The following is a 23,574-nucleotide window of genomic DNA, read 5'->3' as shown; positions in this document are numbered from 1 at the left end:
GTTTTGGGGCTGATCGGGCGATCGTGCGATGGCGAGTTACGTCTTTCATGGCTATTTCCGATCGGATTTCCTGATCGAGGGCGGCGGCTCGACCGTCGTCACCGGAAGCCGTCTCATGATCGACCCGAGTTGGGATGTCGATACCAGCGGACGTATCTTCACCTTCACCGACGACGGCTCGACTCTCTCCGGCGACACAATTCTCGACGAGATCGGCAACGACCTCACGCAATCCGTCTCGGTGACCGATGCATATGGCGCGCCGATTGCGTCCGGTCAGGTCTATATCGAGAATGAGTTCACGCTGCTCGCCCCGGACGGCACGACGATCACAATCTATATCCTCGAGATCGGCGGAACGATCGTCGGCGAGGTCGCCGATCAACCGCTGCAGCCCGGTGTCACCTATGAGGTCACATCCGTCAACGACGTCTCGACCGGTCCCGCCTATACCGAGCTCTTCAACGCAACCTACGACCCCGACGACGCCAACGCGATCCAGGGCGGCAGTCTGGATGACTCGCTTCAAGGGGGCGCGTCGAGCGACCTGATCGATGGGGGCGCTGGCGCCGACACGATCGACGGTGGCGCGGGCGACGACACGATTTACTACGGTACCGGCGGCGGCACGTTGGCCGAGGGCGATCTGGTCTATGGTGGCGATGGCAATGATCTGATCGATGACGTCCCGGGCATCTCCTACGACTATGACGACACCATCTATGGCGGCGCCGGGAGTGATACGGTCTGGGCCGGGGGCGGCGCGGATTACGTCGAGGGCGGGGACGATGACGACGTCGTCCATGGCGAGACCGGGGATGACACGATCCTTGGTGGCGCGGGGAACGACTATCTCTATGGCGAGGACGGCAACGACTCGATTCTGGGCGAGGCGGGCTCGGATACGATCCTCGGCGGGACGGGGGACGACACGATCTCGGGCGGGGACGGGGCCGATCACCTCGCTGGGGAGGCCGGGAGCGACCTCCTTTACGGCGATGCCGATGCCGACACGGTCTACCTGAGCGACGGCTGGGGTAGCGATACGCTTTTCGGCGGTGAGACTGTCACCACGGGCAGCGATTTCGACTCGCTCAACTTCACCTATTACACGGCGGGCGGCGTGGCCGTTACCTTCTCCGGATCGGAGAGCGGCACTGCCAGTGCCGGTGGCAACACGGCGAGTTTCAGCGAGATCGAAGGGGTCGTCGGGTCGCAGCAGGGCGATCTGATCGACGCCACGAGTGATACCAGCGGCGTCTTGATCGACGGTGGTGGCGGCGCCGACACGATCACCGGCGGATCGGGGGCGGACACGCTTTCGGGCGGCGACGGCAACGACACGATCTGGGCGCTGGGCGGCGACGACCTGATCTCGGGCGGGGCGGGCGACGATACACTACAGGGCGTGGGTGGCAGCGATACGCTCACCGGCGGCGCAGGGGCTGACGAGCTGCATGGCGGCGACGATGCCGACACGTTCCTGCTTTATGCCGGTGACGGGGCCGAGACGATCTTAGGCGGCGAAGGCGGCACCGATTGGGACGTGATCGAGCTTGGTCCGGGTGAGGCCGTCGTCCTCTGGACGGGTTGGGAAACCGGCGCGATCAGCTATGACGGCGGCATTACCGTGACCTATTTCTGGGAGGTCGAGGAGGTTCGGGGCTCCGCCGACGCAGAGGCATTCGATGCCTCCGCCGCGGGGAATGCCGTCTCGATCGCAGCAGGCGACGGGGCCGATACGCTGACTGGCTCGGCGCTGGGCGACACGCTCGATGCGGGCGCTGGCGATGACGTCATAGATGCGGGTGCCGGGGTCGATACGATAACCACCGGGCTCGGGGCCGATACGCTCAGCTTCGGTGATGGCGACGGGCAGGACATCGTCACCGATTTCGATCTGACGGATGACGGTTCGGGCTTCACGCTCGATCAGCTCGATGTCTCTGGCCTGACCGATGGCAGCGGCAATCCGGTCAATGCCTGGGATGTGACGGTCAGCGACGATGGCGCGGGCAATGCGGTTCTCGGCTTCCCCAACGGTGAGAGCCTGACGCTGACCGGTATCGCGCCCGCGCAGGTGGCGGGGGTGCCGCAGCTCTACGCGATGGGCATTCCTTGTTTCACCGAAGGCACGCGGCTGGCTACGCCGCGCGGGCCGCGCCGGGTGGAAACCCTGAAACCGGGCGATCTGGTCACGACGTTGGATGATGCGCCGCAGCCGGTCCTGTGGCATGCGCGTCGCCGGTTCGGCGCGGCGGCGCTGGCCGCTGATCCGCGGCTTTGCCCGGTGCGACTGCGGCCCGGCGCCTTCGGCAATAGCGAGGCGCTGGTCCTCTCCGGGCAACATTGCATCTGGGTGCCGGAAGGGCAGGGCGCGCTCGCGCGCGCGCGCCACTTAGCGGCAACGGGATGGGGCGGGGCGCGGGTGATGCGGGGCTGCCGGGAGGTGATCTATCACCACCTGCTGCTGCCGCGTCACGCGTTGGTCAATGCCGAGGGCGCCTGGGTCGAAAGTTTCTGGCCCGGACCGCAGGCGCTGCGCGCGCTGACCCCGTCAGATCTGACCGATCTGCTGCGCGCCCACCCCGCCTTGGCGAAAGTCCATTTCCTCGGCGCGGCGCCGGAAGAGGTCTACGGTCCACGAGTGCGTCCGCCGCTTACGTCGCGGAAGCTAGATCGTTCCAAATGCAAGTCGTGGTCGCTCCTTGCGCGACAAGCGACGCAAAACGGCAATTTTTCAGGCGAAACCGTGCTGTGATGCGTCGGTGACGTGGGTTTTTGATTTCCGGGTTGAAAAACGCAAATGCCCTTGCTTTAGTCACATGCACGGGAATTGACCAACGACAAAAAACAACGGGGAGCCCGCTTTGAACAACGCAGCTAGCGACGATGGATTCGTCGTATTCGACCGCGTGCAGAAGAGCTATGACGGCGAAACGCTCGTCGTGAAGGATCTCAATCTCTCGATCGGTAAGGGCGAGTTTCTGACGATGCTCGGACCGTCCGGTTCAGGGAAAACCACCTGCCTGATGATGCTTGCAGGTTTCGAAACCGCCACCAACGGCGAGATCCGCCTCGACGGCCAGAACATCAACATGGTGCCTCCGCATAAGCGCGGCATCGGGATGGTGTTCCAGAACTATGCACTTTTTCCACATATGACCGTGGGCGAGAACCTCGCCTTCCCGCTCGAAGTGCGGGGCATGGGCAAGGATGAACGCGAAACCAAGGTTAAGCGCGCACTGGACATGGTGCAGATGGGGAGCTTCATCCATCGCCGTCCGGCGCAGCTTTCGGGCGGTCAGCAACAGCGGATCGCACTGGCCCGCGCGCTGGTCTTCGACCCCGAGCTGGTCCTGATGGACGAACCGCTCGGCGCGCTCGACAAACAGCTTCGCGAACATATGCAGTTCGAGATCAAGCACTTGCATGAAAGCCTCGGGATCACCGTGGTCTACGTGACCCACGATCAGGGCGAGGCGCTGACCATGTCGGACCGCGTGGCCGTGTTCAACGACGGGCGCATCCAGCAACTCGCACCGCCGGACGAGCTTTATGAACGTCCGCAGAACAGCTTCGTCGCGCAGTTCATCGGCGAGAACAACAAGCTTCCGGGCCGGGTCGAGACGCTGAATGGCGACACCTGCACGGTGCGTCTGGAAACCGGCGAGATCATCGACGCGACGGCGGTGAACATCCGCGAGGCGGGGCAGGAGACGCTGGTCTCCATCCGTCCCGAGCGGGTCGAATTCAAGCCCGAGATGATGCCTTCGGGCGCCCATACGATCAACGCCGACGTGCTCGAAGTGATCTATATGGGGGACATCCTGCGCACCCGTATGAAGGTTGCCGGGTCGCCGGAATTCGTCATGAAATCGCGCAACACGCTCGATCAGGTGCGGCTGACGGAAGGCCAGACGGTCAAGATCGGCTGGCACCCGCAGGACGCGCGCGCGCTCGATCTCTAAAGAATGCGGAACGTGCGGCCCAAGGTCCGCACGCTCCGAACTGCCGCAAAAAGCGGCCAAGCGGCGAAAACGTCGCGAAACCACAAAAGCTCAACCAACTGGGAGTAAAACCAAGATGAAAAAAGCAATGATCCTGAGCACCGCGCTCGTCGGCCTCGTGGCCGGTGCGGCGCAGGCCGAGGAAGTCACTGTCCTTTCCTGGGGCGGCGCTTACGAGAAAAGCCAGGTCGAAGCCTATAACAAGCCCTTCGCGGAAGCGACCGGCATCGACGTGAACATGGAAGCCGCCGATAACCCGGCGACCCCGATCAAGGCACAGGTCGAAGCGAACAACGTGTCGGTCGACGTGGCCGATGTTGAAAAGTCCGACGCGATCCGCCTGTGCGACGAAGGTCTGCTCGAGCCGATCGACCCCGACACCGATCTGGCCGCGTCGCCCGACGGCACCCCGGCGAGCGAAGACTTCATCGATGGCTCCTTCACCGATTGCGGTGTGGCGAACATCGTGTGGTCGACCGTGATGTCCTACAACTCGGACAAAGTTGACGGTGAGCCGACCTCGATCGCCGACTTCTTCGACACCGCGAAGTACCCGGGCAAGCGCGGTCTGCGTAAGTCGGCCAAAGGCACGCTGGAATTCGCGCTGATGGGCGCAGGCGTTCCGGCTGCGGACGTCTACAAGGAACTCGGCACCCCCGAGGGCGTCGACAAGGCCTTCGCCGAACTCGACAAGATCAAGGGCGACGTCGTCTGGTGGGATGCCGGTGCACAGCCGCCGCAGCTTCTCGCCGACGGCGAAGTCGTGATGTCGACCGCCTATAACGGTCGTATCTTCAACGCCGAGGTCGCCGAGGGTCAGCCCTTCAAGATCGTCTGGGACGGCCAGCTGATGGACTTCGACTTCTTCGTGATCCCGAAGGGCGCGCCCCATATGGAAGCCGCGAAGAAATACCTGAAGTTCGCGACCGAGACCCAGCAGCTCGCCAACCAGGCGAAGTGGATCTCCTACGGTCCGGCACGTAAGTCCTCGGCTCCGATGGTCGGTATGTATCAGGACGGCAAAACCGAGATGGGCCCGCATATGCCCACCGCGGAAAACAACATGCAGAACGCCCTGGTCAACGACTCGGAGTTCTGGGCTGACCACGACACCGAACTGAGCGAGCGCTTCAACGCTTGGCTCGCTGGCTAAAGCCAATAGGGCCGCGCGGCATTTTCATGTCGCGCGGCTCGACCTGTTCGATGTCAGGAGCCCCGCGGATGTCAGCTTTCCGGTCGTCACTGGCCTGTTTGTGCATCGGTCTTTGTCTGTCGTTGCCCGCTGCCTTGCACGCTCAGGCGCAAGACGATGCGGTCGTCGGCTACGAGACCAGCGATACGAAGATGAACGCGGCGATCGGCCAAGCCCGCGCGACCTATGAAAGCGTCTTCATTCCTGCGGTGCGCGCCCGGTCCGGCTCGCAATTCATGCTCAAGGCGGGGATCGATACGCCCGCCGATGGCCTCGAACATATCTGGATCGCGCCGATTTCGATCTCCGCGCAGAAAATCATCGGCACGTTGATGAACGAGCCCGTGCATTTCAAAGCGCATGTGGGGGATGAGATTACCTTCGCGCCGAACCAGATTTCCGACTGGAGCTTTCGCCGCGATGGCAAGCTTCACGGCAATTACACGACGCGGGTGATGCTGCCCGATATTCCCGCCGAGCAAGCCGCGAATTTGCGCGCGCAGCTCGCCCCGCTGCCCTGAGGGGCCAAGGAGACACGATGAGCGACGCAACGATGGATGCGAGCCTGAACGGCCCCGAACCAACACAGTTGAAGACCGCCGACGGGCTGCCGCTGAAGGCCGCCCTCGCGAAATCGCAACTCCGCGCAAAACGCCGCGCCTTCCTTCTGGTCGCGCCGCTGTTTCTCTTCGTTCTGATTACCTTCGTCGTTCCGATCGGGCAGATGCTGCTGCAATCGGTCTATAACGACGGGTTCTCGAAGAACGCGCCGGCGCTGGGGCAATGGTTCAACGAACACCCTCTGGGGTCGCCGATCGACGAGAGCGCCTATACCGCGCTTGCCTCGGACCTCAAGCAGATGAAGGAAAACCGCACGCAGGGCGAGGCGGGGACTCGGATCAACTATGACGTGGCGGGCACGCGCTCGCTGTTCACCTCGACTGCGCGCAAGATCGAACGTCTCGAGCCGCCGTGGAAAGAGTCGATCCTCGGCGTGAACGAGGGGTGGAGCGACCCGAACCTGTGGCGCGCGATGCGCTCCGCGTCGAGCCCCTACACGGTGGATTTCTACCTCGCCGCGACCGACCACACCCGCGACAAGGACAACAATATCGTGCCCGTCGATCCGCAGCGCGCGATCTACGGCAAGCTGTTCATCCGCACCGCGATCCTGTCCCTGGTGATTACCGTGCTCTGCATGTTCCTCGCCTTCCCGATCGCGCATCTGCTGGCCTCGCTGCCACTGGCGAAATCGAACCTTCTGATGATCTTCGTGCTGCTGCCCTTCTGGACCTCGCTGCTGGTGCGGACGACCTCGTGGATGGTGCTGTTGCAGCAGCAGGGCGTGATCAACGACCTGCTCGTCTGGTCGGGTCTGATCGGCAACGATAACCGGCTGGAGATGATGTATAACCAGACCGGCACGATCGTCGCGATGACCCATATCCTGCTGCCCTTCATGGTGCTGCCGCTCTATTCGGTGATGCGGACCATCCCGCCGAGCTATGTCCGCGCGGCCCGCAGCCTTGGCGCGACCTCGTGGACCGCCTTCCGCCGGATCTACCTGCCGCAGACGCTGCCGGGGATCGGGGCAGGGGCGCTCTTGGTGTTCATCCTGTCGGTCGGCTACTACATCACCCCCGCTCTTGTCGGTGGTGCCGATGGTCAGCTGATCTCGAACATGATCGCCTTCCACATGCAGAAATCGCTCAACTGGTCGCTTGCTGCGGCATTGGCCTCGATGCTGCTGGGCGGCGTCATCATCCTCTACTGGCTCTATGACCGGCTGGTGGGCATCGACAACATGAAGCTGGGCTGAGGAGAAACACAGATGGCCGTTCCCGCATATGCAAGCCCGCTCGAGAGAACCTGGCACTACGCCTATCTCGTGATCTGTGGCCTGATCTTCTTCTTCCTGATCGCGCCGATCGTGGTGATCATTCCGCTGTCCTTCAACGCGGAGCCCTATTTCACGTTCACCGAGAAGATGCTCAGCTTCGACCCTTCCGGCTATTCCATGCGCTGGTATGACCTGCTGCTGACCTTCGGGATGCAGGAGCCGCAGGTGGAGCGTGGCTGGTCGTGGTGGATGGATGCCTGGCAGCATTCGACCTGGATCGACGTGGCGAAGAACTCGGTGATCATCGGCTTCTTCTCGACGATCCTCGCGACGGTGCTGGGTACGCTGGCCGCCCTCGGCCTGTCGCGCCCCGAGATGCCGTTCCGCCGTGCCATCATGGCGGTGCTGATCTCGCCGATGATCGTGCCGATCATCATCACCGCGACGGGGCTGTTCTTCTTCTACTCGAAGACCGGGCTCGCGCATTCCTATCCGGGCATCATCATGGCCCACGCGACCCTGGGCATTCCCTTCGTGATCATCACCGTGACCGCGACGCTGGTGGGTTTCGATCACTCGCTGACCCGCGCGGCGCAGAACCTCGGGGCCGATCCGCGGACGACCTTCTTCAAGATCGTGATGCCGCTGATCCTGCCGGGCGTGGTCTCGGGCGCGCTGTTTGCGTTCGTGACGTCCTTCGACGAAGTCGTCGTGGTGCTCTTCGTGGCAGGCTATGACCAGCAGACGATCCCGCGTCAGATGTGGAACGGTATCCGCGAGCAGATCAGCCCCGCGATCCTTGCGGTGGCCACGATCCTCGTCTTCGTGTCGATCGCGCTTCTGACCACGGTCGAGCTGCTGCGCCGCCGCTCCGAGCGCCTGCGCGGGATGTCACCGGGCTAAGGCGTCAAGCGTCAGCGGGCAGCGCTCGCCCTCATAAAACGTCTCAAGGAGCCGGGTGAACACCGGCTCCTTTTTCTTTGAGGCGGCCTCGAACAGCGTCGCGCAGGAGCGCAGCTTCAGCGCATCGACCGGCCCCATGATCTCTTCGATGGGCGTGCCCGCATGGGCGAGCACCGCCTCGGAGGCCTCGACTAGCCGCGCCCGCAGCACCGGATCGGCGAGATAAGCCCGCGCCTCGGCGAGATCCGCGATCCCGTATTCCCGCGCGCGCGGCGAGCGCCCGAGCGAGGCCAGTTGCGGGAAGATCCACCAGATCCAATGGCTGGTCTTCCGACCTTGGCGGAGTTCCCGCAGCGCGGTCGGATAGTCGCGGTCTTGGGGGGCATGGAAGCGTTGGGTCAACTTTTTTCCTCGTTTTGTGAGGCAATCAGTAAGTCCACCCATGCTTGACTGTAAGTATAATCGCCGTGAGCCGCGTGATAAATGCAGTATTTGCTGTTGGTCTTTTTCTTGTCGGGCTTGCCGTTCTCCGGGCGTATTTTGTACTTTTTGACCGCTTCGGTGTGCATCGGAATCGTGAATTTCTTATTTGTCGCAGATTTTACGAGATTAACTACTTTTGTGGGCTTGAAGGGGTATAGTTCATCAGCAGGTTTATGCTTGATAAGAACATTCGAGATCTCTTTGCCTTCGTCTGACTCCGGTGAAATGAATTTTATGTTTGCCTTGGATTTGGATCCAGGAACCATTGTGTAGACGACCGTAAACTCGTATTCGGTGCTCTCTTTAATGCTGTCCGCGTGATTTTCTCTCAGGCCTTCGTTGAAAGCCTTTATGCCTGAGGGAACATCATAGGCGGTAACTTGTGAAAGTTGTTCAATGTCCGGTTTTGAGAATTGAAGGCTGAACGATAGGTTCTTTTGAAGTGTCACTTTGGCGCCGAACCAATCGCACATGACTTTATCGAAGTTGAGGCAGTTGGCCTGAAACAAGCCGCGCCATAGTAAGTCAGCCTGCCCTAAAATGTGATGCTCGACCTTGTCCCGAAGCTCCTTGATGTCAAGAAGATTGGCGGTGATAGCGGGGTTCAAGCCGAGCTTCTCTGTCTTCAGAATTTGGCTTAGAGGGAGGCTCGATCCGTCAGCCGTGTAGATTTCCTCGCCGAGACTCAAAAGTCGGTGGTGGCACAGATAAGTCCACGCAATATTGGACAAAACACAGAACACTTCAGTCTTGAATTTGTGTACTGGGCTATTGAAAACTTGTACGGCCAATATCATGGCTTCGCGAGCCCGAATTAGACGTTCGTCTCTGACTGGGCTGAGACCAGTTTGTAGGTCAAATGCTTCTTGGTTCTTGATGAATTTCTGAAGTTCTTCTTCGGTGCATTCGCTCTGGCTTTTGTCTTTTTTGACGCCTGTAATCCGTCCGCTATTCGTAGTGTGTGGGCGGCCAATGTTTACAAGCGCTAAGATGTCTTGGCCGCGCCATCCAGAGTTGAGCAGTTTTTTGACTATTTTTTTCTCTTCAGCCGTTAATGCCCCTTCTTTGAATTTTTTTGTCACGAAAAGTCACCCCCAAATCTCCTCAAACTCCCGCCATTCGCCTTTGCTCATGCCGGAATTCTCTTGTGTAATGGTTTCACCATTCAACTTGCGTTTGAGTAGGTCAACTGCTTTCCCGCTGAGGTTCACCCCACCCAGACGGTAATCCTCGAAGGCCGAATAGGCCGCGGGGACCCAGTCCTTGACGATGTCGCACATGGTATCGGCATAGACGCGGATCTCGTATTGGGCGTGGCTGTCGGCGCGCAGGCGCAGGAAGTGGAAGAGGTTGTGCAGGTCCACCTTCCAATACCATTGCGTGTAGATATTGGTGGGCAGGTTCATCCGTGCCAGTTCCCGGGCGAGGCCCTGTTTGCCCGCATCCTCGTCGGGCGTCAGCATGTCCTCGTAATGGTCATAGGCGCGCATCGCGTCGTCGCGCAGGATGTCGAGCACGCGAGCGGCCTCGGCGCCTTCGAGCACCTGACCGCGGCCCTGATGGTTCTGGCTCGATTGCGCGGCGAGCTGGCTGGCCTCGGGGATGTAGAATTCGCGGTCGAGGATCGAGTAGCGCGCGGAGTATTCGTTGACGTTCGCGGTGCGGTGGCGGATCCACTGGCGCGCGACGAAGACCGGAAGTTTGACGTGGAACTTGACCTCGCACATCTCGAACGGGGTCGAGTGCCAGTGCCGCATCAGGTAGCGGATCAGGCCCGCGTCGCTGTTCACCGTCTTGGTGCCCCGGCCATAGGAGACGCGCGCCGCCTGCACGATCGCGTTGTCGTCGCCCATATAGTCGATGACCCGGACCACCCCGTGATCGAGAACTTCATGGGCGGTATAGAGGCGCTTCTCCATCCCCGGCGAGACCGCCCGTGCGGTCATTTGCGTCTCGGCGCGCTGTGCGTCGATCTCGGCTTGTTGTTCGGGGGTGAGCGCCATGATGTCCTCCGGATGTCTCGAATCGACCTCCACTATATATGCGATGGGCGGCTCTAGGAACCGCCATATCCTGTGGATAAGCCGGGGCGCTTGCCGCGGCTGCCTCAAGGGCTATCCTCCGGTTAACCGCAATCAGTTCCAAGGAAGCCTGTTCATGAAAATCGAATATCTGCACACGATGGTCCGCGTGCTCGACCTCGAGAAATCGAAAGCGTTCTACGAGCTTCTGGGCCTCAAGGAACGCCGCCGCATCGAAAACGACAAGGGCCGCTTCACGCTGGTCTTCATGTGCCCGCCCGAGCAGGACGACGGCACGGCGGATGTGGAGCTGACGTGGAACTGGGACGGCGATAGCGGGCTGCCCTCGGACAGCCGCCATTTCGGCCACCTCGCTTACCGCGTCGAAAACATCTACGAGATGTGCCAGCACCTGATGGATAATGGCGTGACGATCAACCGCCCACCGCGCGACGGTCACATGGCCTTCGTGCGCTCGCCCGACAATATCTCGATCGAACTGCTGCAGATGGGCGAGCCGCTGCCGATCCAGGAGCCGTGGTCGAGCATGGAGAACACCGGCAGCTGGTGATCACTTACGGAAGTGATCCTTAAGCTTGTCGAAGGGGCTGCGGGTTTCCGTGGCCTCTTTCTTTTGCGGTGCGGGCTGCGGAGTGTCTTGCGGGACAGAGGTGTTGGCTTTCGCGGGTGCCTTGGTTCCGGTCGAAGAGCGCGGCGGCGCGACCCGCAGGCTCACCGCATTGAGGAATTTCGACCCGTCGCCCGCCGCCAGGGCAGGCGCCCCATCTGAGATCCCGCGCAGCAGGTCGTCGAGCATCTCCTGCTCGGCCTTCGGGAAATCGTTGAGCACATAGCCCGCCACTCGGTCCTTGTGCCCCGGATGGCCGATGCCCAGCCGCACCCGCGCATAGTCGGGGCTCATATGCTGATGGATCGAGCGCAACCCGTTATGCCCCGCATGACCGCCACCCTGCTTGAGGCGGCACTTGCCGGGGGCCAGGTCCAGCTCGTCATGGAAGACGGTGATGTCGGAGACATCGACCTTGTAGAAATCGGCCGCCGCGCGCACGGACTGGCCGGACAGGTTCATGAAGGTTTCGGGTTTCAGCAGCACAACGCGGGTCGAGCCGAAACGGCCCTCGCTCACTTGACCCTGAAACTTGCCGCGCCACGGGGCGAAGCCGTGATCCTCGGCGATCCGGTCGAGCGCCATGAAGCCGATATTGTGACGGTTGTTCGCGTATTTCGCGCCCGGATTTCCCAGGCCCACCCAAAGCTGCATGCGTCTCCCCTTTCGAACGCCGGTGTCGAGGCTCTGCTCACCGAGGGATATGTGAGCGGGCGCGCAGGGGAAAGGGGGTCGTCGCGCTTACGCCGCGCGGTATTCGACATAAGTCGGGCGTCCCGACTCGCCTAGGATGATCGGGCGCTCTTGCGGTTCGGGCAGGGCGAACTCATCGAAGAGGCGCTCGCTGGTCTCGTCGATATTGCATTTCGCAATTTCTTCATACCCGTTGCGCGGGAGTCGTCTCGACGCGAAGCGGTAGAACGGGCGGAGAACCGGACGCAGCACCGCGTAAACGGCGCGACCAATTGCGCTGAGCATTCTAGGCGGTAGCACCACGAATGCTGCAAGAACGAGTGCGATAAGCTCCAGCATGTGACTAGCCTTTAGGTTGTATTACCTTCGAAGCTATCGCGTTTTGGAAAAAAGGCGAGAAATTTTTTGTTCACATAAATGTGAGCGCGTCTGGCCGGCGGTCTGCCGCGCAGCCGGCAATTGCGGCTTTGGGCAAAGAAAAACGGGGCCCCGAAAGGCCCCGTCTCGAAAATCTCATCGGAAGAAGAATTACTCTTCGGTCGCTTCTTCGCTGGCTTCTTCGCCTTCGTCCTCGTCGGAGGAACCGCCACCGAAGCCTTTCGGGGGCGCGACGTTCGCGATCACGAAGTCACGGTCGATGGTCGGCTTGGCGCCTTTCGGCAGGTCCACGTCGGAGATGTGGATGGTGTCGCCGATCTGCTTGCCTTCGAGGTCGACCACGATCTGCTCGGGGATATCACCGGCGAGAACGTTGAGTTCGACTTCCGGACGCACTGCGACGAGGGTGCCGCCGCGCTTCAGGCCGGGCGCCTTCTCGTGGTTGATGAACTCGACATGCACGAAGAGCGAGATGCGCGAGTTGCGGTGGGTGCGCATGAAGTCGACGTGGGTCGGCAGGTCCTTGACGACGTCTTTCTGAACGCCGCGGCAGATCACGCGGACATCTTCCTGGCCGTCCATCTTCAGGTTGAAGAGGGTGGACATGAAGCGGCCTTTGCGCAGGCGGGTGATCAGGCGGTTGTAGTCGAGGTTGATTGCAACCGGGTCCTTGCCGTCGCCGTAGACGATACCGGGCACGAGGCCCTCACGACGCGCTTGCCGAGCGGCCCCCTTGCCCGTCCCCGTACGCGCCACGGCTTCGATCGTTTCGATCTCTTTTGCCATAACTGGTCTCCAATTTGTCAAAGTGATGGGCCGCCTCCAAGGGTGTCGGGCCCATGAAGCCGCGCGGATACTCGGGATTGGCCGTGATGGCAAGGGGAAAGCGACGGTGCGGCGGAATCCGGGTTGCTATAGAACGATATCTGACTAATGTCAGGAACAATCTCGGACTCAGCTCAGGTAATCCCATGGACGCACTCGCACATATACGCCGGTTCAACCGGGCCGTCACCCGGCAGGTGGGCGCGCTGAACTCCTCCTTCCTCGATCGCGGGCGGCCTTTGGGCTCTGCGCGGGTGCTCAATGCGATCGGGCGTGGGCAGGGCGATGTCGCCAAGCTGCGTCAGGCGCTGGCCCTCGATTCCGGGCTGATGAGCCGTCTGCTGCGCGGGCTGGAGGCTGAGGGACTGATCGTCGTGGAAGACAATCCCGAAGACGGGCGGCGCCGCATCGCGCGTCTGACCGAGGCGGGGCAGGCGGAATTCGCGGAATATGAACGGCTCTCCGATGCGCAGGCGGCGGATATCCTCTCGCGTCATCCCGATCAGTCAGCGCTCTTGGCGGCGATGGACCTGATCGCGACCGCACTGACCCGCGCGGAGATCGAGATCGTGCCCTGCGATCCGCTCGATCCGCGGGCGCGGGACTGCCTTCAGCACTATTACGCGGAGCTTGCCGCGCGGTTCGAAGGCGGCTTCGATGTGAACCTGTCGAAAGACCCCGAGGCCGACGATATGCGCCCTCCTCGCGGCACCTTCCTGATCGCACTATCCGACGGGGTGCCGGTTGGTTGCGCGGCGCTGAAGGGCGGGGCGGATTATGCCGAGGTGAAGCGCGTCTGGATCGCGCCCGCCGCGCGCGGCCTCGGGCTGGCGCGGCAGCTGATGGAGGCGGTTGAGGCGGCGGCGCGCGAGTTGGGCCAGATGCATCTGCGGCTCGATACGAATTCGGCGTTGCCCGAAGCGGTCGCGATGTATCACCGCTTCGGTTGGGATGAGATCGACCGATTCAACGACGATCCCTATCCCGACCGGTTCTTTGAGAAGCGCCTAAACCCTTAGGAAACCGCCCTCAGGAATAGGTGTCGAAGAAGCCGTTGGGGATCAGCAGATCGTCCCGGCCAAGATCCTCGATCCGACGCTCGCCGCACAGCGCCATCGAGGTGTCGAGCTCCTTCTGGATGACCTCCAGCGCCTTGGTCACGCCCGGCTCGCCCATCGCGCCCAGACCGTAGACATAGGCGCGCCCGATCATCACGCCCTTCGCGCCAAGCGCGAGCGCCTTGAGCACGTCCTGACCCGAGCGGATACCGGAATCCAGCCAGACCTCGGTCTTGTCGCCGACCGCGTTGACGATCTTCGGCAGCATCCGGATCGAGCTGAGCGCCCCGTCCAGCTGACGCCCGCCATGGTTCGAGACCACGATCGCATCGGCCCCGGTCGCGGCGGCCATCTCGGCGTCTTCCTCGCTGAGGATCCCCTTCAGGATCACCTTGCCGCCCCACATATCCATGAGCTGCTTGATCCGGTCCCAGTTCAGCGACTGGTCGAACTTCTCCGCGGTCCACGACGACAGCGAGGCCGGGTCGGCGGCGCTGTCCACATGGCCCACGATATTGCCGAAGAAACGCCGCTTGGTCTGCAGCATCTCGATGCCCCAGCGCCATTTCGTCGCCAGATCCGCCAGCACGGCTGGGGTGAATTTCGGCGGCGCGGTGAGGCCGTTTTTCAGATCCTTGTGCCGCTGGCCCAGCAGTTGCAGATCGACCGTGATCACCAGCGCCGAACAGCCTGCCGCCCGTGCCCGCTCCAGCACGCGCTTGTTATAGTCGTCATCGGTCAGCGTGTAGATCTGGAACCAGAAGGGCTGGCTGACATTTTCGGCGACGTCCTCGATCGAGCAGATCGACATGGTCGACAGCGTATAGGGCACGCCGAATTTCTCCGCCGCCTTCGCCGCCTTGATCTCGCCATCGGCGCGCTGCATCCCCGTCAGCCCGACCGGGGCCAGCGCCACCGGCATCGCGACCTCCTGACCCAGCATCGTCGATTTCGTCGTGCGCCCCGTCATGTCCCGCGCGATCCGCTGGTTGAGGCGGATCTGCGCGAAGTCCTCGGTATTCTCGCGGAAGGTCTGCTCGGTGTACGAGCCGCTCTCCGCGTAATCGTAGAACATCTTCGGCGTGCGGCGCTTATGCAGACGTTTCAGATCGGCGATGGAGGTGATGACGGGCATGGGTGTTCCTCTCTCCGTGGTTAAGTTTCCTTACCAATCCCTCGAAATTTGCGCAATCACCCATCGCAAGGCTTGCAATCATGCGCGATCCGTTCCCATCTCGCCGAGCGAACACGAAAAGGAGAGCGGCGTGAACGAGATTTGGCTCGGCCTTATGGGCGGCATGGTGGCGGGCGTCGCAACGGCCGCCGGGGCGATCCCGGCGCTGCTCGGGCGCTCGATGAGCCAGCGCACCGCCGATACGATGCTGGGCTTCGCGGCGGGCGTGATGCTCTCGGCCTCGTATTTCTCGCTGATCCTGCCGGGCATCGACGTGGCCGAGACCATGTTCGGCTCGGTCTGGGTCGCCGCCGCCATCGCCGCAATCGGCATTGCCATTGGCGCGGGCTTCGTGGCCTGGCTGAACGCAACCCTGCCGCACGAGCACTTCACCTCCGGGCGCGAAGGGGCAGACGCGGCGCAACTGGCGCGGATCTGGCTTTTCGTGATCGCGATCACGATCCACAACTTCCCCGAAGGCCTGTCGATCGGCGTGGCCTTCGGCGCGGGCAACGAGAACGGCTTCTCGGTGATGACCGGCATCTCGCTGCAGGACATCCCCGAGGGGCTGGCTGTGGCCGTCGCGCTGATCGGGCAGGGCTATACCCGCCGCAAAGCCTTCTTCGTCACTGCGATGACCGGCGCGGTAGAACCCATAGGCGCGCTGGTCGGCGCGGCGGCGGTCTCGGTCTCCGGAGCGCTGCTGCCATGGGGCCTGACCTTCGCGGCGGGCGCGATGCTCTACATCATCAGCCACGAGATCCTGCCCGAGACCCATCGCAACGGGCATCAGAACCGCGCGACCGCGGGGCTGCTTTTCGGGCTGATCCTGATGATGTTCCTCGACGTGACGCTTGGCTAAACCCTCTTTACTTCCGCGCTGCCCCGGCGTAAGCGCAAACGCATGATCGCACGGACCGCATATATCACCCGTCCCCGACGTCGCCGCTGAAGCGCCTGACGTCCGATCTGCCGTGGCATGCCGCCACACCCTATCCCAAATCGCTGACCTTAGGCCCCTGAATGTTGACAGCCCCCCGGGACTGTTGCACGCATTTGCCTTCTCTTACTGGAGTTTGACCCGATGATCCCCTCCGTTTTGCCGACCTATAATCGCGCACCGCTCGCCTTCGTGAAGGGCGAGGGTTCCTGGCTGGAGACGGCGGACGGGACCCGATATCTCGACATGGGCGCGGGGATTGCGGTGAATGCGCTGGGTCATGCCGCCCCCGAACTGGTCGAGGCGCTGACCGAGCAGGCGAGCAAGCTGTGGCATGTCTCGAACCTCTACCAGATCCCGCAGCAGCAGGCGCTGGCCGACGCGCTGGTCGAGAAGACTTTCGCCGATACGGTCTTCTTCACCAATTCCGGCACCGAGGCCGCGGAACTCGCGATCAAGATGGCGCGGAAATACTGGTCCTCGAAAGGCGAGGACCGGGTGGAGATCATCACCTTCGAGGGCGCGTTCCATGGCCGCTCCACCGGTGCGATCTCGGCCACGCCGAACTCGGAGAAGATGGTGAAGGGCTTCGGTCCGCTGCTGCCCGGTTTCACCCAGCTTCCCTGGGGCGATCACGAGGCGCTCAAGGCTGCCGTCTCCGACAAGACCGCCGCCATCCTGATCGAGCCGATTCAGGGCGAGGGCGGCATCCGCCCGGTGCCCGATCAATGCCTGAAAGGGCTGCGCGATCTCTGCGACGTGACCGGCGCGCTCCTGATCTTCGACGAGGTGCAATGCGGCGTGGGCCGTTCGGGACGGCTCTTCGCGCATGAATGGGCAGGCGTCACGCCCGATATCATGATGGTCGCGAAAGGCATCGGCGGGGGCTTCCCGCTGGGCGCTGTGCTGGCCACCGAAGACGCCGCCTCCGGCATGGTCGCGGGCACGCATGGCTCGACCTATGGCGGCAACCCGCTGGGCTGCGCTGTCGGCGCCAAGGTGATGGAGATCGTGTCCGAGCCCGCCTTCCTCGATCAGGTGAACGCGCGCGCTGGCTTCCTGCGTCAGAAGCTCGAAGGGCTCATCGCCGCGCATCCCGACACGTTCGAGAGCGTGCGCGGCACCGGTCTGATGCTCGGGCTCAAATGCAAGCGCGCGCCGACCGATCTCGTCGCCGCCGCCTATGATCAGCACCTGCTGACCGTGCCGGCTGCCGATAATGTGCTGCGCCTTCTGCCCGCGCTGAACATTTCCGAGGCCGATCTGGCCGAGGCCGTGACCCGCCTCGATGCCGCCGCGTCGCAACTCGAAAAGGCCGCCTGACTTCCTCTTGGCGTAAATATCCTCGGGGGCTGCGCGGGAGCGCAGCGGGGCGGACAGCCCCTCAGGCCCCTCCACGAAAGACAAACCGATGAACCATTTCCTCGATATCCACAAAACCGACCCCGCCGCGCTGCGGTCCATGATCGACCAAGGCATCGCGATGAAGCAGGCCCGCAACGGTCGCCCGAAAGGCGCGCCCGATGACGAGCAGCCGCTGGCCGGTCACATGGTCGCTCTGATCTTCGAGAAGCCCTCGACCCGGACGCGCGTCAGCTTCGATGTCGGCGTGCGTCAGATGGGCGGCCAGTCGATGGTGCTCTCGGGCGCGGATATGCAGCTGGGCCATGGCGAGACCATCGCCGATACTGCCCGGGTTCTGTCGCGCTATGTCGATCTGATCATGATCCGGACCTTTGAGGAGGAAACCCTGCTCGAGATGGCCGAATATGCTTCGGTGCCGGTGATCAACGGTCTCACCGACCGCACCCACCCCTGCCAGATCATGGCCGATGTGATGACCTATGAAGAGCAGCGCGGGCCGATCGCGGGCAAGAAAGTGGTCTGGTCGGGCGACGGCAACAACGTCTTCGCGAGCTTCGCCCATGCCGCCGCGCAGTTCGGCTTCGATCTGACCTTCACTGGGCCGGAAACGCTCGACCCCGAGCGCGCTTGGCTGGACGTGGCCGAGAAGGCGGGCCACCCGATCACTATCGAGCGGGATCCGGTCAAGGCGGTCGAAGGCGCCGATCTGATCGTCACCGATACCTGGGTGTCGATGCACGATCCGGAATCCGCGAAGGAGCGTCGCCACAACCAGCTGCGGCCCTATCAGGTCAACGAGGAGCTGATGAGCTACGCCAAGCCCGACGCGCTTTTCATGCATTGCCTGCCCGCGCACCGGAATGACGAAGCGACGAGCGGCGTCATGGACGGCCCGGCCTCGGTGATCTTCGATGAGGCGGAAAACCGTCTGCACGCGCAGAAGGCGGTGATGCGCTACTGCCTCGGTAAATAACGACAGCAGCCGGGCAGGGGGTTACTCCAGCCCGGCGATGATCGCGCGCAGCGTCTCGATCCCTTCGCCCTTCTCGGACGAGGTCAGCACGATCTCGGGGAAGGCGGCCGGGTGCTTCGTCAGCGCCTTGCGCACCTGATCCAGCACCTTCTCGCAATCCTTTGCGCTGACCTTGTCCGCCTTCGTCATCACGACCTGGAAGGGGACGGCAGCGCGGTCGAGCAGCGTCAGGATTTCCTCGTCCACCGCTTTCACGCCGTGACGCGTGTCGATCAGCACGAAGGCGCGGCGCAGCGTGGCGCGGCCCGACAGATAATCCTTCAGCAGCGCCTGCCATTTCGCGACGACCGCGACGGGGGCCTGCGCGAACCCGTAGCCCGGAAGGTCGACCAGATAGGGACCGTCCTGCGTGGTGAAATAGTTGATCTCCTGCGTCCGGCCCGGCGTGTTCGACGCCCGCGCGAGGTTGCGGCGGTTCGTCAGCGCGTTGATCAGGCTCGACTTGCCGACATTGGAGCGGCCCGCGAAGCAGACCTCGATCCGGTCGGCAGGCGGCAGCCCCTTCATCGCGACGACGCCCTTGAGGAACTCGACGGGAGCGGCAAACAGCTTGCGCCCGCGCTCACGCGAAAAATCGTCGGGGGCCTCGGCCAGCGGGAAATTTAACTCCATCAGAGTACCTCGATCTTGTCGCCGCGCGCGATGCGGCCCTGTTTGGTGACGAGACAGAAGACGCCAAGGTCGGTATGCCCGTAATGGCGTTCCAGCTCTGCCAGCATGTCGATATCGCGTTCGCCCGTCTCGAGATTGGCGTCCGTCGCACGGCAACGCCCGATACAGGCGCGCAGTTGCAGTTCCGCCTCGCCAACGCGCACCGTCTTGCCGATCAGGTCCATCTCCGCGAAAGGCTCCCAGCCCTCGACCCAGAGATTGGCGCGGAAGCGGCGGCGGTCGATCGACTTGCCCACCCGTGCCGAGAGATCGTCGAGCGAGGCCTGCCCGATCAACGAGACATAGGGCAGGGGATCGTCGGTGAAGGCCCGGTCGGGCCCGCGCACCAGCGCGGTCGGGTGCGGCGCACTGTCCGGCCAGAAGGTGCGCAGCCATTCGAATAGCTTGCGCTGGTCGGCTTCGCGCTCGGGGTCGATCTCGAGATGCCACTGCTCGGGATGCTCCAGCAAGATGTGCCCGTTATCGAGCATCCGAGAGGTGACCCCCATCAGCCCCGGCGCGGAGCGCCCGATCACGAAGTTGATCTTCTGGCCCCAGCTATCGGCACGTCCATCCGCGCCGACGCCCACCTTGGAGCGCTCGTGCAGCACCGCCCACTCCCGGTCGCAAGGCAAGACGCGCCCCTCTTCAAGGGACGCGTCCTTCAGTTCCTCTACCCCGATCGACTTGATCGGATGTCGGTAGATGCGAGAGAGCGTTGCGCTCATTTCTTCTCTTCGGCGGGTTTCTTCCGCTGGAAGCTCTCTTTGATATTGCCGAACAGATCCGGGCGTTTCCCGTGCATCGACATGATCGTGTACTGCTGGAGGAACGTGATGGTGTTGTTCGTAATCCAGTACAGCACGAGGCCCGAGGCGAAGCTGCCCAGCATGAACATGAAGACCCACGGCATCCAAGCGAAGATCATCGCCTGCGTCTTATCCGTCGGCGCCGGGTTCAGACGCTGCTGGAACCACATCGACACACCAAGCAGGATCGGCAGGATACCGAGCGACAGGATGAAGAGCGGCGAGCCCGGATCGGGCGCTGCGAAGGGCAGTAGGCCGAACAGGTTCAGGATCGAGGTCGGATCGGGGGCCGAGAGGTCATGGATCCAGCCGATCCACGGCGCGTGATACAGCTCGATCGTGACGTAGATCACCTTATAGAGCGAGAAGAAGATCGGGATCTGGATCAGAAGCGGCAGACAGCCCGCGGCGGGGTTCACCTTGTGCTTCTTATACAGCTCCATCATGCCCTGCTGCATCTTCTGGCGGTCGTCGCCGGCAGCTTCCTTCATCTTCTCCATCTCGGGCTGCAGCTCTTTCATGCGCGCCATCGAGATGTAGGACTTCCGCGCCAGCGGGAAGACGATCAGCTTGATGATGAAGGTCAGTGCGATGATCGCCCAGCCCATGTTGCCGATCGCGCCATGCAGGAAGTGCAGCAGGCGGAACATCGGCTTGGTGAGGAAGTAGAACCAGCCCCAATCGAGCGAGTCGACGAATTTCGGGATCGGGACATTGTCCTGATAATCGCGCAGGGTTTCCCATTCCTTCGCACCGGCGAAGAGGTGGGTCTGCGCGTCGCCCTTGGCGCCCGGCGCGACGTCGATCACCGGCAGGCGGGTCTCGGTCTGGTAGATGTCGGACTTCTCACCCGAATATTTCACGACCGAGGTGAACGGGCCCGAGATCGGCGCCAGAACGGTCTGCCAGTATTTGTCGGTGAAGCCCGTCCAGCCGGCGTCCTGCACCTGCTTGATCTCGGCCTGACCCTCGACGCCCTGATTGTCGAGCTTGGTGATGTTCTTGTATTTGATCTCTTCGAGATTGCCGTCATCCATCGCCACGAGGCCCTCGTGGAGCACGTAGACGCGGCGCTCCTCGGGGATGCCGTGACGCGCGATGATGCCGTAGGGCGCAAGCTTCACGGCGGCGTCGGTGCCGTTCTGCACCGACTGCTTGATCGTGAAGAGATATTTGTCGTCGACCGAGATCTCGCGCTGGAAGGTCAGGCCGTGGCCGTTATCCCATTGCAGCGTGACGGGGGTGTCGGGCGTCAGCTTGCCGGTGCCGACCTGCGTCCAGACCGTGTTCGGGCCGGGCACCTGATCGCCCGGCAGACCACCCGCGGGCAGCCAGCCATAGACGACGTAATAGGGAAGGGTCGAATTGCTGGTATCGCCGCTGATCGGCGAGAGAAGACGCACGTCCGGCGAATCCTCGTCCAGCGTTTCCTTGTATTTCTTGAGCGACAGGTCGTCGAAACGCCCGCCGAGAGTCGAAATCGAGCCCTCGACCGCGGGGGTGTCGATCTCGATGCGCGCGGCGCTCTGGGACTGGGCGCTCGCGGCCTGCGACATCGTCGCCGTATCGACCGGTGCACCCGTGGAGTCGGCGGCGGTCTTCGGTGCAATATCAGTGGCTTCGGGCGAAGCGCTCTGCTCTGCGACCGGTTGGCTCGGTGCCGTTGTCGTGTCTTCCGTGGGCGGGAAGAAGTAGGTCCAGACGCCCAGCACGAGCGCAGAAAGCACCACCGCGAGAATGAGATTCTTGTTTTGGTTGTCCATGAAACCCTAATTCCACAAGCCTGTCGAAAACTTGCATGGGTTCAACAGAAGGGGCAGCCAAAGGTCAAGCCATTTTCCCTTGAAACAGTGGATCGGGCATGGTTTGCCATCACGCTTTCGGCCCGGATCCGGGGTCCGCAGTCGCAAAGCCCGGTCTGCGACTCGCTCTGCGGCCTGGTCTTTGGGGTGGTTCACCGCCTGCCGATTTGCGGCGTCGCGTCGAGCTTGGTGCGATGGCGTTCCGCCCATTCGAGGAATTCGCTGATCGGCATCGGAGCGGCAATCGCCGGGCCCTGCACCGCCGAGCAGCCCAACTGGCACAGCATCGCGTGTTCGGCGATTCCCGGCACCCCTTCGGCGAGCGTCTCCAGCCCAAGACCTTCGGCCATCGACACGATCGCGGCGGTCAGGCGCTGATGTTCGGTGTTGTGGTCGATCTCTGCCGTGAGCGAGCGATGGATGCGCAGCCGCTGCGGCCCGAGTTGGCGGATCGTCTCCGCCGAGACGGGACCGGAACCGAATCCCGCCAGTTCGATCAGGCAGCCGAGGCGCTTGATCGCGTGCAGCGTATGGCTGCAGACCGGATCGTCGAGCCGCGCCACCATCGCCTGCGGGACGATCAGCCGCAACCGGTTCGGGGCGATCTCGAAGCGGTCGCATTCCCAGGCCAGCCGCTCGGCCAGCTTCGGGTCGCCCATCTGTCCGGCCAGGAAGGGAAGCGAGGCCGGGCCGAAATCGCTGCCGTCGCGGACGATGTCGCGCAGCGCGCCGAAGGCCGCGTAAAGCATGACCTCGGAGAAGCGCGCGCCCAGCCCTGCCGCCTCGATTGCGGGGAGTATCTCGCTTTCGGTCAGAATCCCGCGCTGCGCATGAAGCCAGCGCGGAATCGCCTGAAATCCGCTGATCTCGCCTGTGTCGGTGGAAATCTGCGGCAGGAAAAACGCCTTGATATGGCCCGCTTCGAGCGCCTCTCCGACACTGGCGGACAGGGGATGCGCGCCCGGGTCTTTCGTGGCGATCTTGTCCGAGCGGGAGGAGCGGATCGCACCGGGGCCGGATTGCATCGCGCGGTTGGCTGCGGTCTCGGCGCGCGAGAGCGCCGCCTCCGCCTCTGTGTTGGCGCGCGCGTCAGCCTTGGCCTGCGTTGCCGCGTTGTCGCGATAGGCCGGGGCCGCGGCACTTCGGCCCACGAGGTGAAATCCGATATGCATGGTGATCTGCTGCGTCTGCTCGGCGATCACGTAAGGCTCGCTTACCGCTTCCTGAAGGCGGCCGCAAAGCTGGATCATCCCTTCGAGGCCAAGCCGCGGCGTCGGGCGCAGCAGCACCGCGAAACGCGCGCCGTCCCAGCGCGTGACCACATCGCCGCTGCGCAACTGCGCCTGCAGCCGTTCGCCAATCCGGCGCAGCAGAAGGTCGAATTCCTTCGGGTGGAGTCGCCGCAGCACCTGATCGGGGGCGTCGAGCCCGAGGATCAGGCATCCGGTCGGGCGATTTCGCTGCTGTGCGTCCTGCAAGGAGGCGGCCATCTCGGCAATCGCGGCACTCGGCGGCAGCAGGCCCGTCGCGGGGTCGCATCCTTCCTCGTCGATCTCGGGCGGAACGGGCAGGGGGCGGGTCATCCAGCCCACCAGAATCGCGGTCAGCCCGATCAGCACCATCGCCTCCGGCCCAACCCAAAGCAGGGCGAGCCCGCAGGCCGGCAAAAAGGCGATCATCTCGCGTCGGAGCAGAACCGGACCCGGCTTGCCCTGATATCTTGCGCGCAGCTCTGATTTGCGGGCGGCGCGCTTGCCCCCGTCATTTCC

Annotated in this window: 22 protein-coding genes; 11 read left to right on the top strand and 11 right to left on the bottom strand. The window is 62.9% G+C overall.

Going from position 1 to position 23,574, the window contains the following annotated elements; genetic code table 11:
• Window positions 1-28 precede the first annotated feature (28 nt).
• From BMI85_RS03680 to BMI85_RS03655, 6 genes are all read left to right on the top strand, one after another.
• A complete protein-coding gene (locus BMI85_RS03680; RefSeq protein ID WP_078599533.1) occupies window positions 29-2,761 on the top strand; it encodes a Hint domain-containing protein in 2,733 nt (910 codons plus the stop codon).
• 109 nt (window positions 2,762-2,870) lie between these two features.
• The gene (locus BMI85_RS03675; protein WP_078519761.1) at window positions 2,871-3,971 is read left to right on the top strand and encodes an ABC transporter ATP-binding protein; all 1,101 of its coding nucleotides are present in this window, start codon (window positions 2,871-2,873) and stop codon (window positions 3,969-3,971) included.
• 115 nt (window positions 3,972-4,086) lie between these two features.
• Complete coding sequence (locus BMI85_RS03670) at window positions 4,087-5,163, top strand: ABC transporter substrate-binding protein (RefSeq protein ID WP_078599532.1); 1,077 nt, start codon at window positions 4,087-4,089, stop codon at window positions 5,161-5,163.
• Between the two features lie 68 nt (window positions 5,164-5,231).
• Window positions 5,232-5,723: a DUF2314 domain-containing protein gene (locus tag BMI85_RS03665; protein WP_168174723.1), complete on the top strand. Its 492-nt coding sequence runs from the start codon at window positions 5,232-5,234 to the stop codon at window positions 5,721-5,723.
• A gap of 17 nt (window positions 5,724-5,740) precedes the next feature.
• The gene (locus tag BMI85_RS03660; RefSeq protein ID WP_078519758.1) at window positions 5,741-7,021 is read left to right on the top strand and encodes an ABC transporter permease; all 1,281 of its coding nucleotides are present in this window, start codon (window positions 5,741-5,743) and stop codon (window positions 7,019-7,021) included.
• A gap of 12 nt (window positions 7,022-7,033) precedes the next feature.
• Window positions 7,034-7,945 (top strand): ABC transporter permease, encoded by a 912-nt coding sequence (locus tag BMI85_RS03655; RefSeq protein WP_078539814.1) that lies wholly within the window; start codon window positions 7,034-7,036, stop codon window positions 7,943-7,945.
• Here the strand turns inward: BMI85_RS03655 and BMI85_RS03650 are convergent.
• From BMI85_RS03650 to thyX, 3 genes are read right to left on the bottom strand one after another with little or no spacing between them, the layout of a single operon-like run.
• A complete protein-coding gene (locus BMI85_RS03650; protein ID WP_246832474.1) occupies window positions 7,934-8,347 on the bottom strand; it encodes a DUF1810 domain-containing protein in 414 nt (137 codons plus the stop codon). The two genes, BMI85_RS03655 and BMI85_RS03650, sit on opposite strands and share 12 nt — an antisense overlap.
• Complete coding sequence (locus BMI85_RS03645; protein WP_143594969.1) at window positions 8,344-9,510, bottom strand: DUF3644 domain-containing protein; 1,167 nt, start codon at window positions 9,508-9,510, stop codon at window positions 8,344-8,346. The genes BMI85_RS03650 and BMI85_RS03645 overlap by 4 nt, the downstream gene beginning before the upstream one ends.
• 6 nt (window positions 9,511-9,516) lie before the next feature.
• The gene (thyX, locus tag BMI85_RS03640) at window positions 9,517-10,431 is read right to left on the bottom strand and encodes an FAD-dependent thymidylate synthase (RefSeq protein WP_078599528.1); all 915 of its coding nucleotides are present in this window, start codon (window positions 10,429-10,431) and stop codon (window positions 9,517-9,519) included.
• A 154-nt stretch (window positions 10,432-10,585) separates the two neighbouring features.
• Here thyX and BMI85_RS03635 point away from each other — a divergent pair, with 154 nt between their 5' ends.
• Window positions 10,586-11,020, top strand: a complete 435-nt coding sequence (locus tag BMI85_RS03635; RefSeq protein WP_078519753.1) for a VOC family protein — start codon at window positions 10,586-10,588, stop codon at window positions 11,018-11,020.
• Here the strand turns inward: BMI85_RS03635 and pth are convergent, their stop codons facing one another.
• From pth to BMI85_RS03620, 3 genes are all read right to left on the bottom strand, one after another.
• On the bottom strand, window positions 11,021-11,731 hold the full coding sequence (gene pth, locus BMI85_RS03630) for an aminoacyl-tRNA hydrolase (RefSeq protein WP_078569527.1): 711 nt from the start codon (window positions 11,729-11,731) through the stop codon (window positions 11,021-11,023).
• An 87-nt stretch (window positions 11,732-11,818) separates the two neighbouring features.
• Window positions 11,819-12,109, bottom strand: coding sequence for a hypothetical protein (locus BMI85_RS03625; RefSeq protein WP_078599527.1), 291 nt, complete (start codon window positions 12,107-12,109; stop codon window positions 11,819-11,821).
• 189 nt (window positions 12,110-12,298) lie between these two features.
• The gene (locus BMI85_RS03620) at window positions 12,299-12,934 is read right to left on the bottom strand and encodes a 50S ribosomal protein L25/general stress protein Ctc (protein WP_078599526.1); all 636 of its coding nucleotides are present in this window, start codon (window positions 12,932-12,934) and stop codon (window positions 12,299-12,301) included.
• A 185-nt stretch (window positions 12,935-13,119) separates the two neighbouring features.
• On the opposite strand from BMI85_RS03620, the gene BMI85_RS03615 reads away from it, so the two are divergent.
• Window positions 13,120-13,992, top strand: a complete 873-nt coding sequence (locus BMI85_RS03615; RefSeq protein ID WP_078599525.1) for a helix-turn-helix domain-containing GNAT family N-acetyltransferase — start codon at window positions 13,120-13,122, stop codon at window positions 13,990-13,992.
• 10 nt (window positions 13,993-14,002) lie between these two features.
• Here BMI85_RS03615 and BMI85_RS03610 read toward each other — a convergent pair whose 3' ends face one another.
• Window positions 14,003-15,166, bottom strand: coding sequence for an alpha-hydroxy acid oxidase (locus BMI85_RS03610; RefSeq protein WP_078519749.1), 1,164 nt, complete (start codon window positions 15,164-15,166; stop codon window positions 14,003-14,005).
• Between the two features lie 154 nt (window positions 15,167-15,320).
• Between BMI85_RS03610 and BMI85_RS03605 the strand changes: the two genes are divergently transcribed.
• The 3 genes from BMI85_RS03605 (at window position 15,321) to argF (ending at window position 18,483) form a co-directional block, all read left to right on the top strand.
• The gene (locus tag BMI85_RS03605) at window positions 15,321-16,067 is read left to right on the top strand and encodes a ZIP family metal transporter (protein WP_078547264.1); all 747 of its coding nucleotides are present in this window, start codon (window positions 15,321-15,323) and stop codon (window positions 16,065-16,067) included.
• A gap of 222 nt (window positions 16,068-16,289) precedes the next feature.
• Window positions 16,290-17,468, top strand: a complete 1,179-nt coding sequence (locus tag BMI85_RS03600) for an aspartate aminotransferase family protein (protein WP_078599524.1) — start codon at window positions 16,290-16,292, stop codon at window positions 17,466-17,468.
• A gap of 88 nt (window positions 17,469-17,556) precedes the next feature.
• Window positions 17,557-18,483, top strand: a complete 927-nt coding sequence (gene argF, locus BMI85_RS03595) for an ornithine carbamoyltransferase (protein ID WP_078599523.1) — start codon at window positions 17,557-17,559, stop codon at window positions 18,481-18,483.
• A 21-nt stretch (window positions 18,484-18,504) separates the two neighbouring features.
• On the opposite strand, the gene yihA is transcribed toward argF, so the two are convergent.
• The 4 genes from yihA to BMI85_RS03575 form a co-directional block, all read right to left on the bottom strand.
• The gene (gene yihA, locus BMI85_RS03590) at window positions 18,505-19,155 is read right to left on the bottom strand and encodes a ribosome biogenesis GTP-binding protein YihA/YsxC (RefSeq protein ID WP_078599522.1); all 651 of its coding nucleotides are present in this window, start codon (window positions 19,153-19,155) and stop codon (window positions 18,505-18,507) included.
• On the bottom strand, window positions 19,155-19,922 hold the full coding sequence (locus BMI85_RS03585; RefSeq protein WP_078599521.1) for an MOSC N-terminal beta barrel domain-containing protein: 768 nt from the start codon (window positions 19,920-19,922) through the stop codon (window positions 19,155-19,157). The genes yihA and BMI85_RS03585 overlap by 1 nt, the downstream gene beginning before the upstream one ends.
• Window positions 19,919-21,766: a membrane protein insertase YidC gene (yidC, locus tag BMI85_RS03580; RefSeq protein WP_078599520.1), complete on the bottom strand. Its 1,848-nt coding sequence runs from the start codon at window positions 21,764-21,766 to the stop codon at window positions 19,919-19,921. The genes BMI85_RS03585 and yidC overlap by 4 nt, the downstream gene beginning before the upstream one ends.
• Window positions 21,767-21,957: 191 nt before the next feature.
• Window positions 21,958-23,484, bottom strand: coding sequence for a phosphodiesterase (locus BMI85_RS03575; RefSeq protein ID WP_210402301.1), 1,527 nt, complete (start codon window positions 23,482-23,484; stop codon window positions 21,958-21,960).
• Window positions 23,485-23,574: the final 90 nt, after the last annotated feature.

The sequence above is a fragment of the Thioclava sp. DLFJ4-1 genome (genome assembly GCF_002020145.1).
Classification (GTDB): domain Bacteria; phylum Pseudomonadota; class Alphaproteobacteria; order Rhodobacterales; family Rhodobacteraceae; genus Thioclava; species Thioclava sediminum.
Note: the sequence above shows the minus strand (reverse complement) of the source record. Positions and strands in the feature narration are given on the sequence as shown.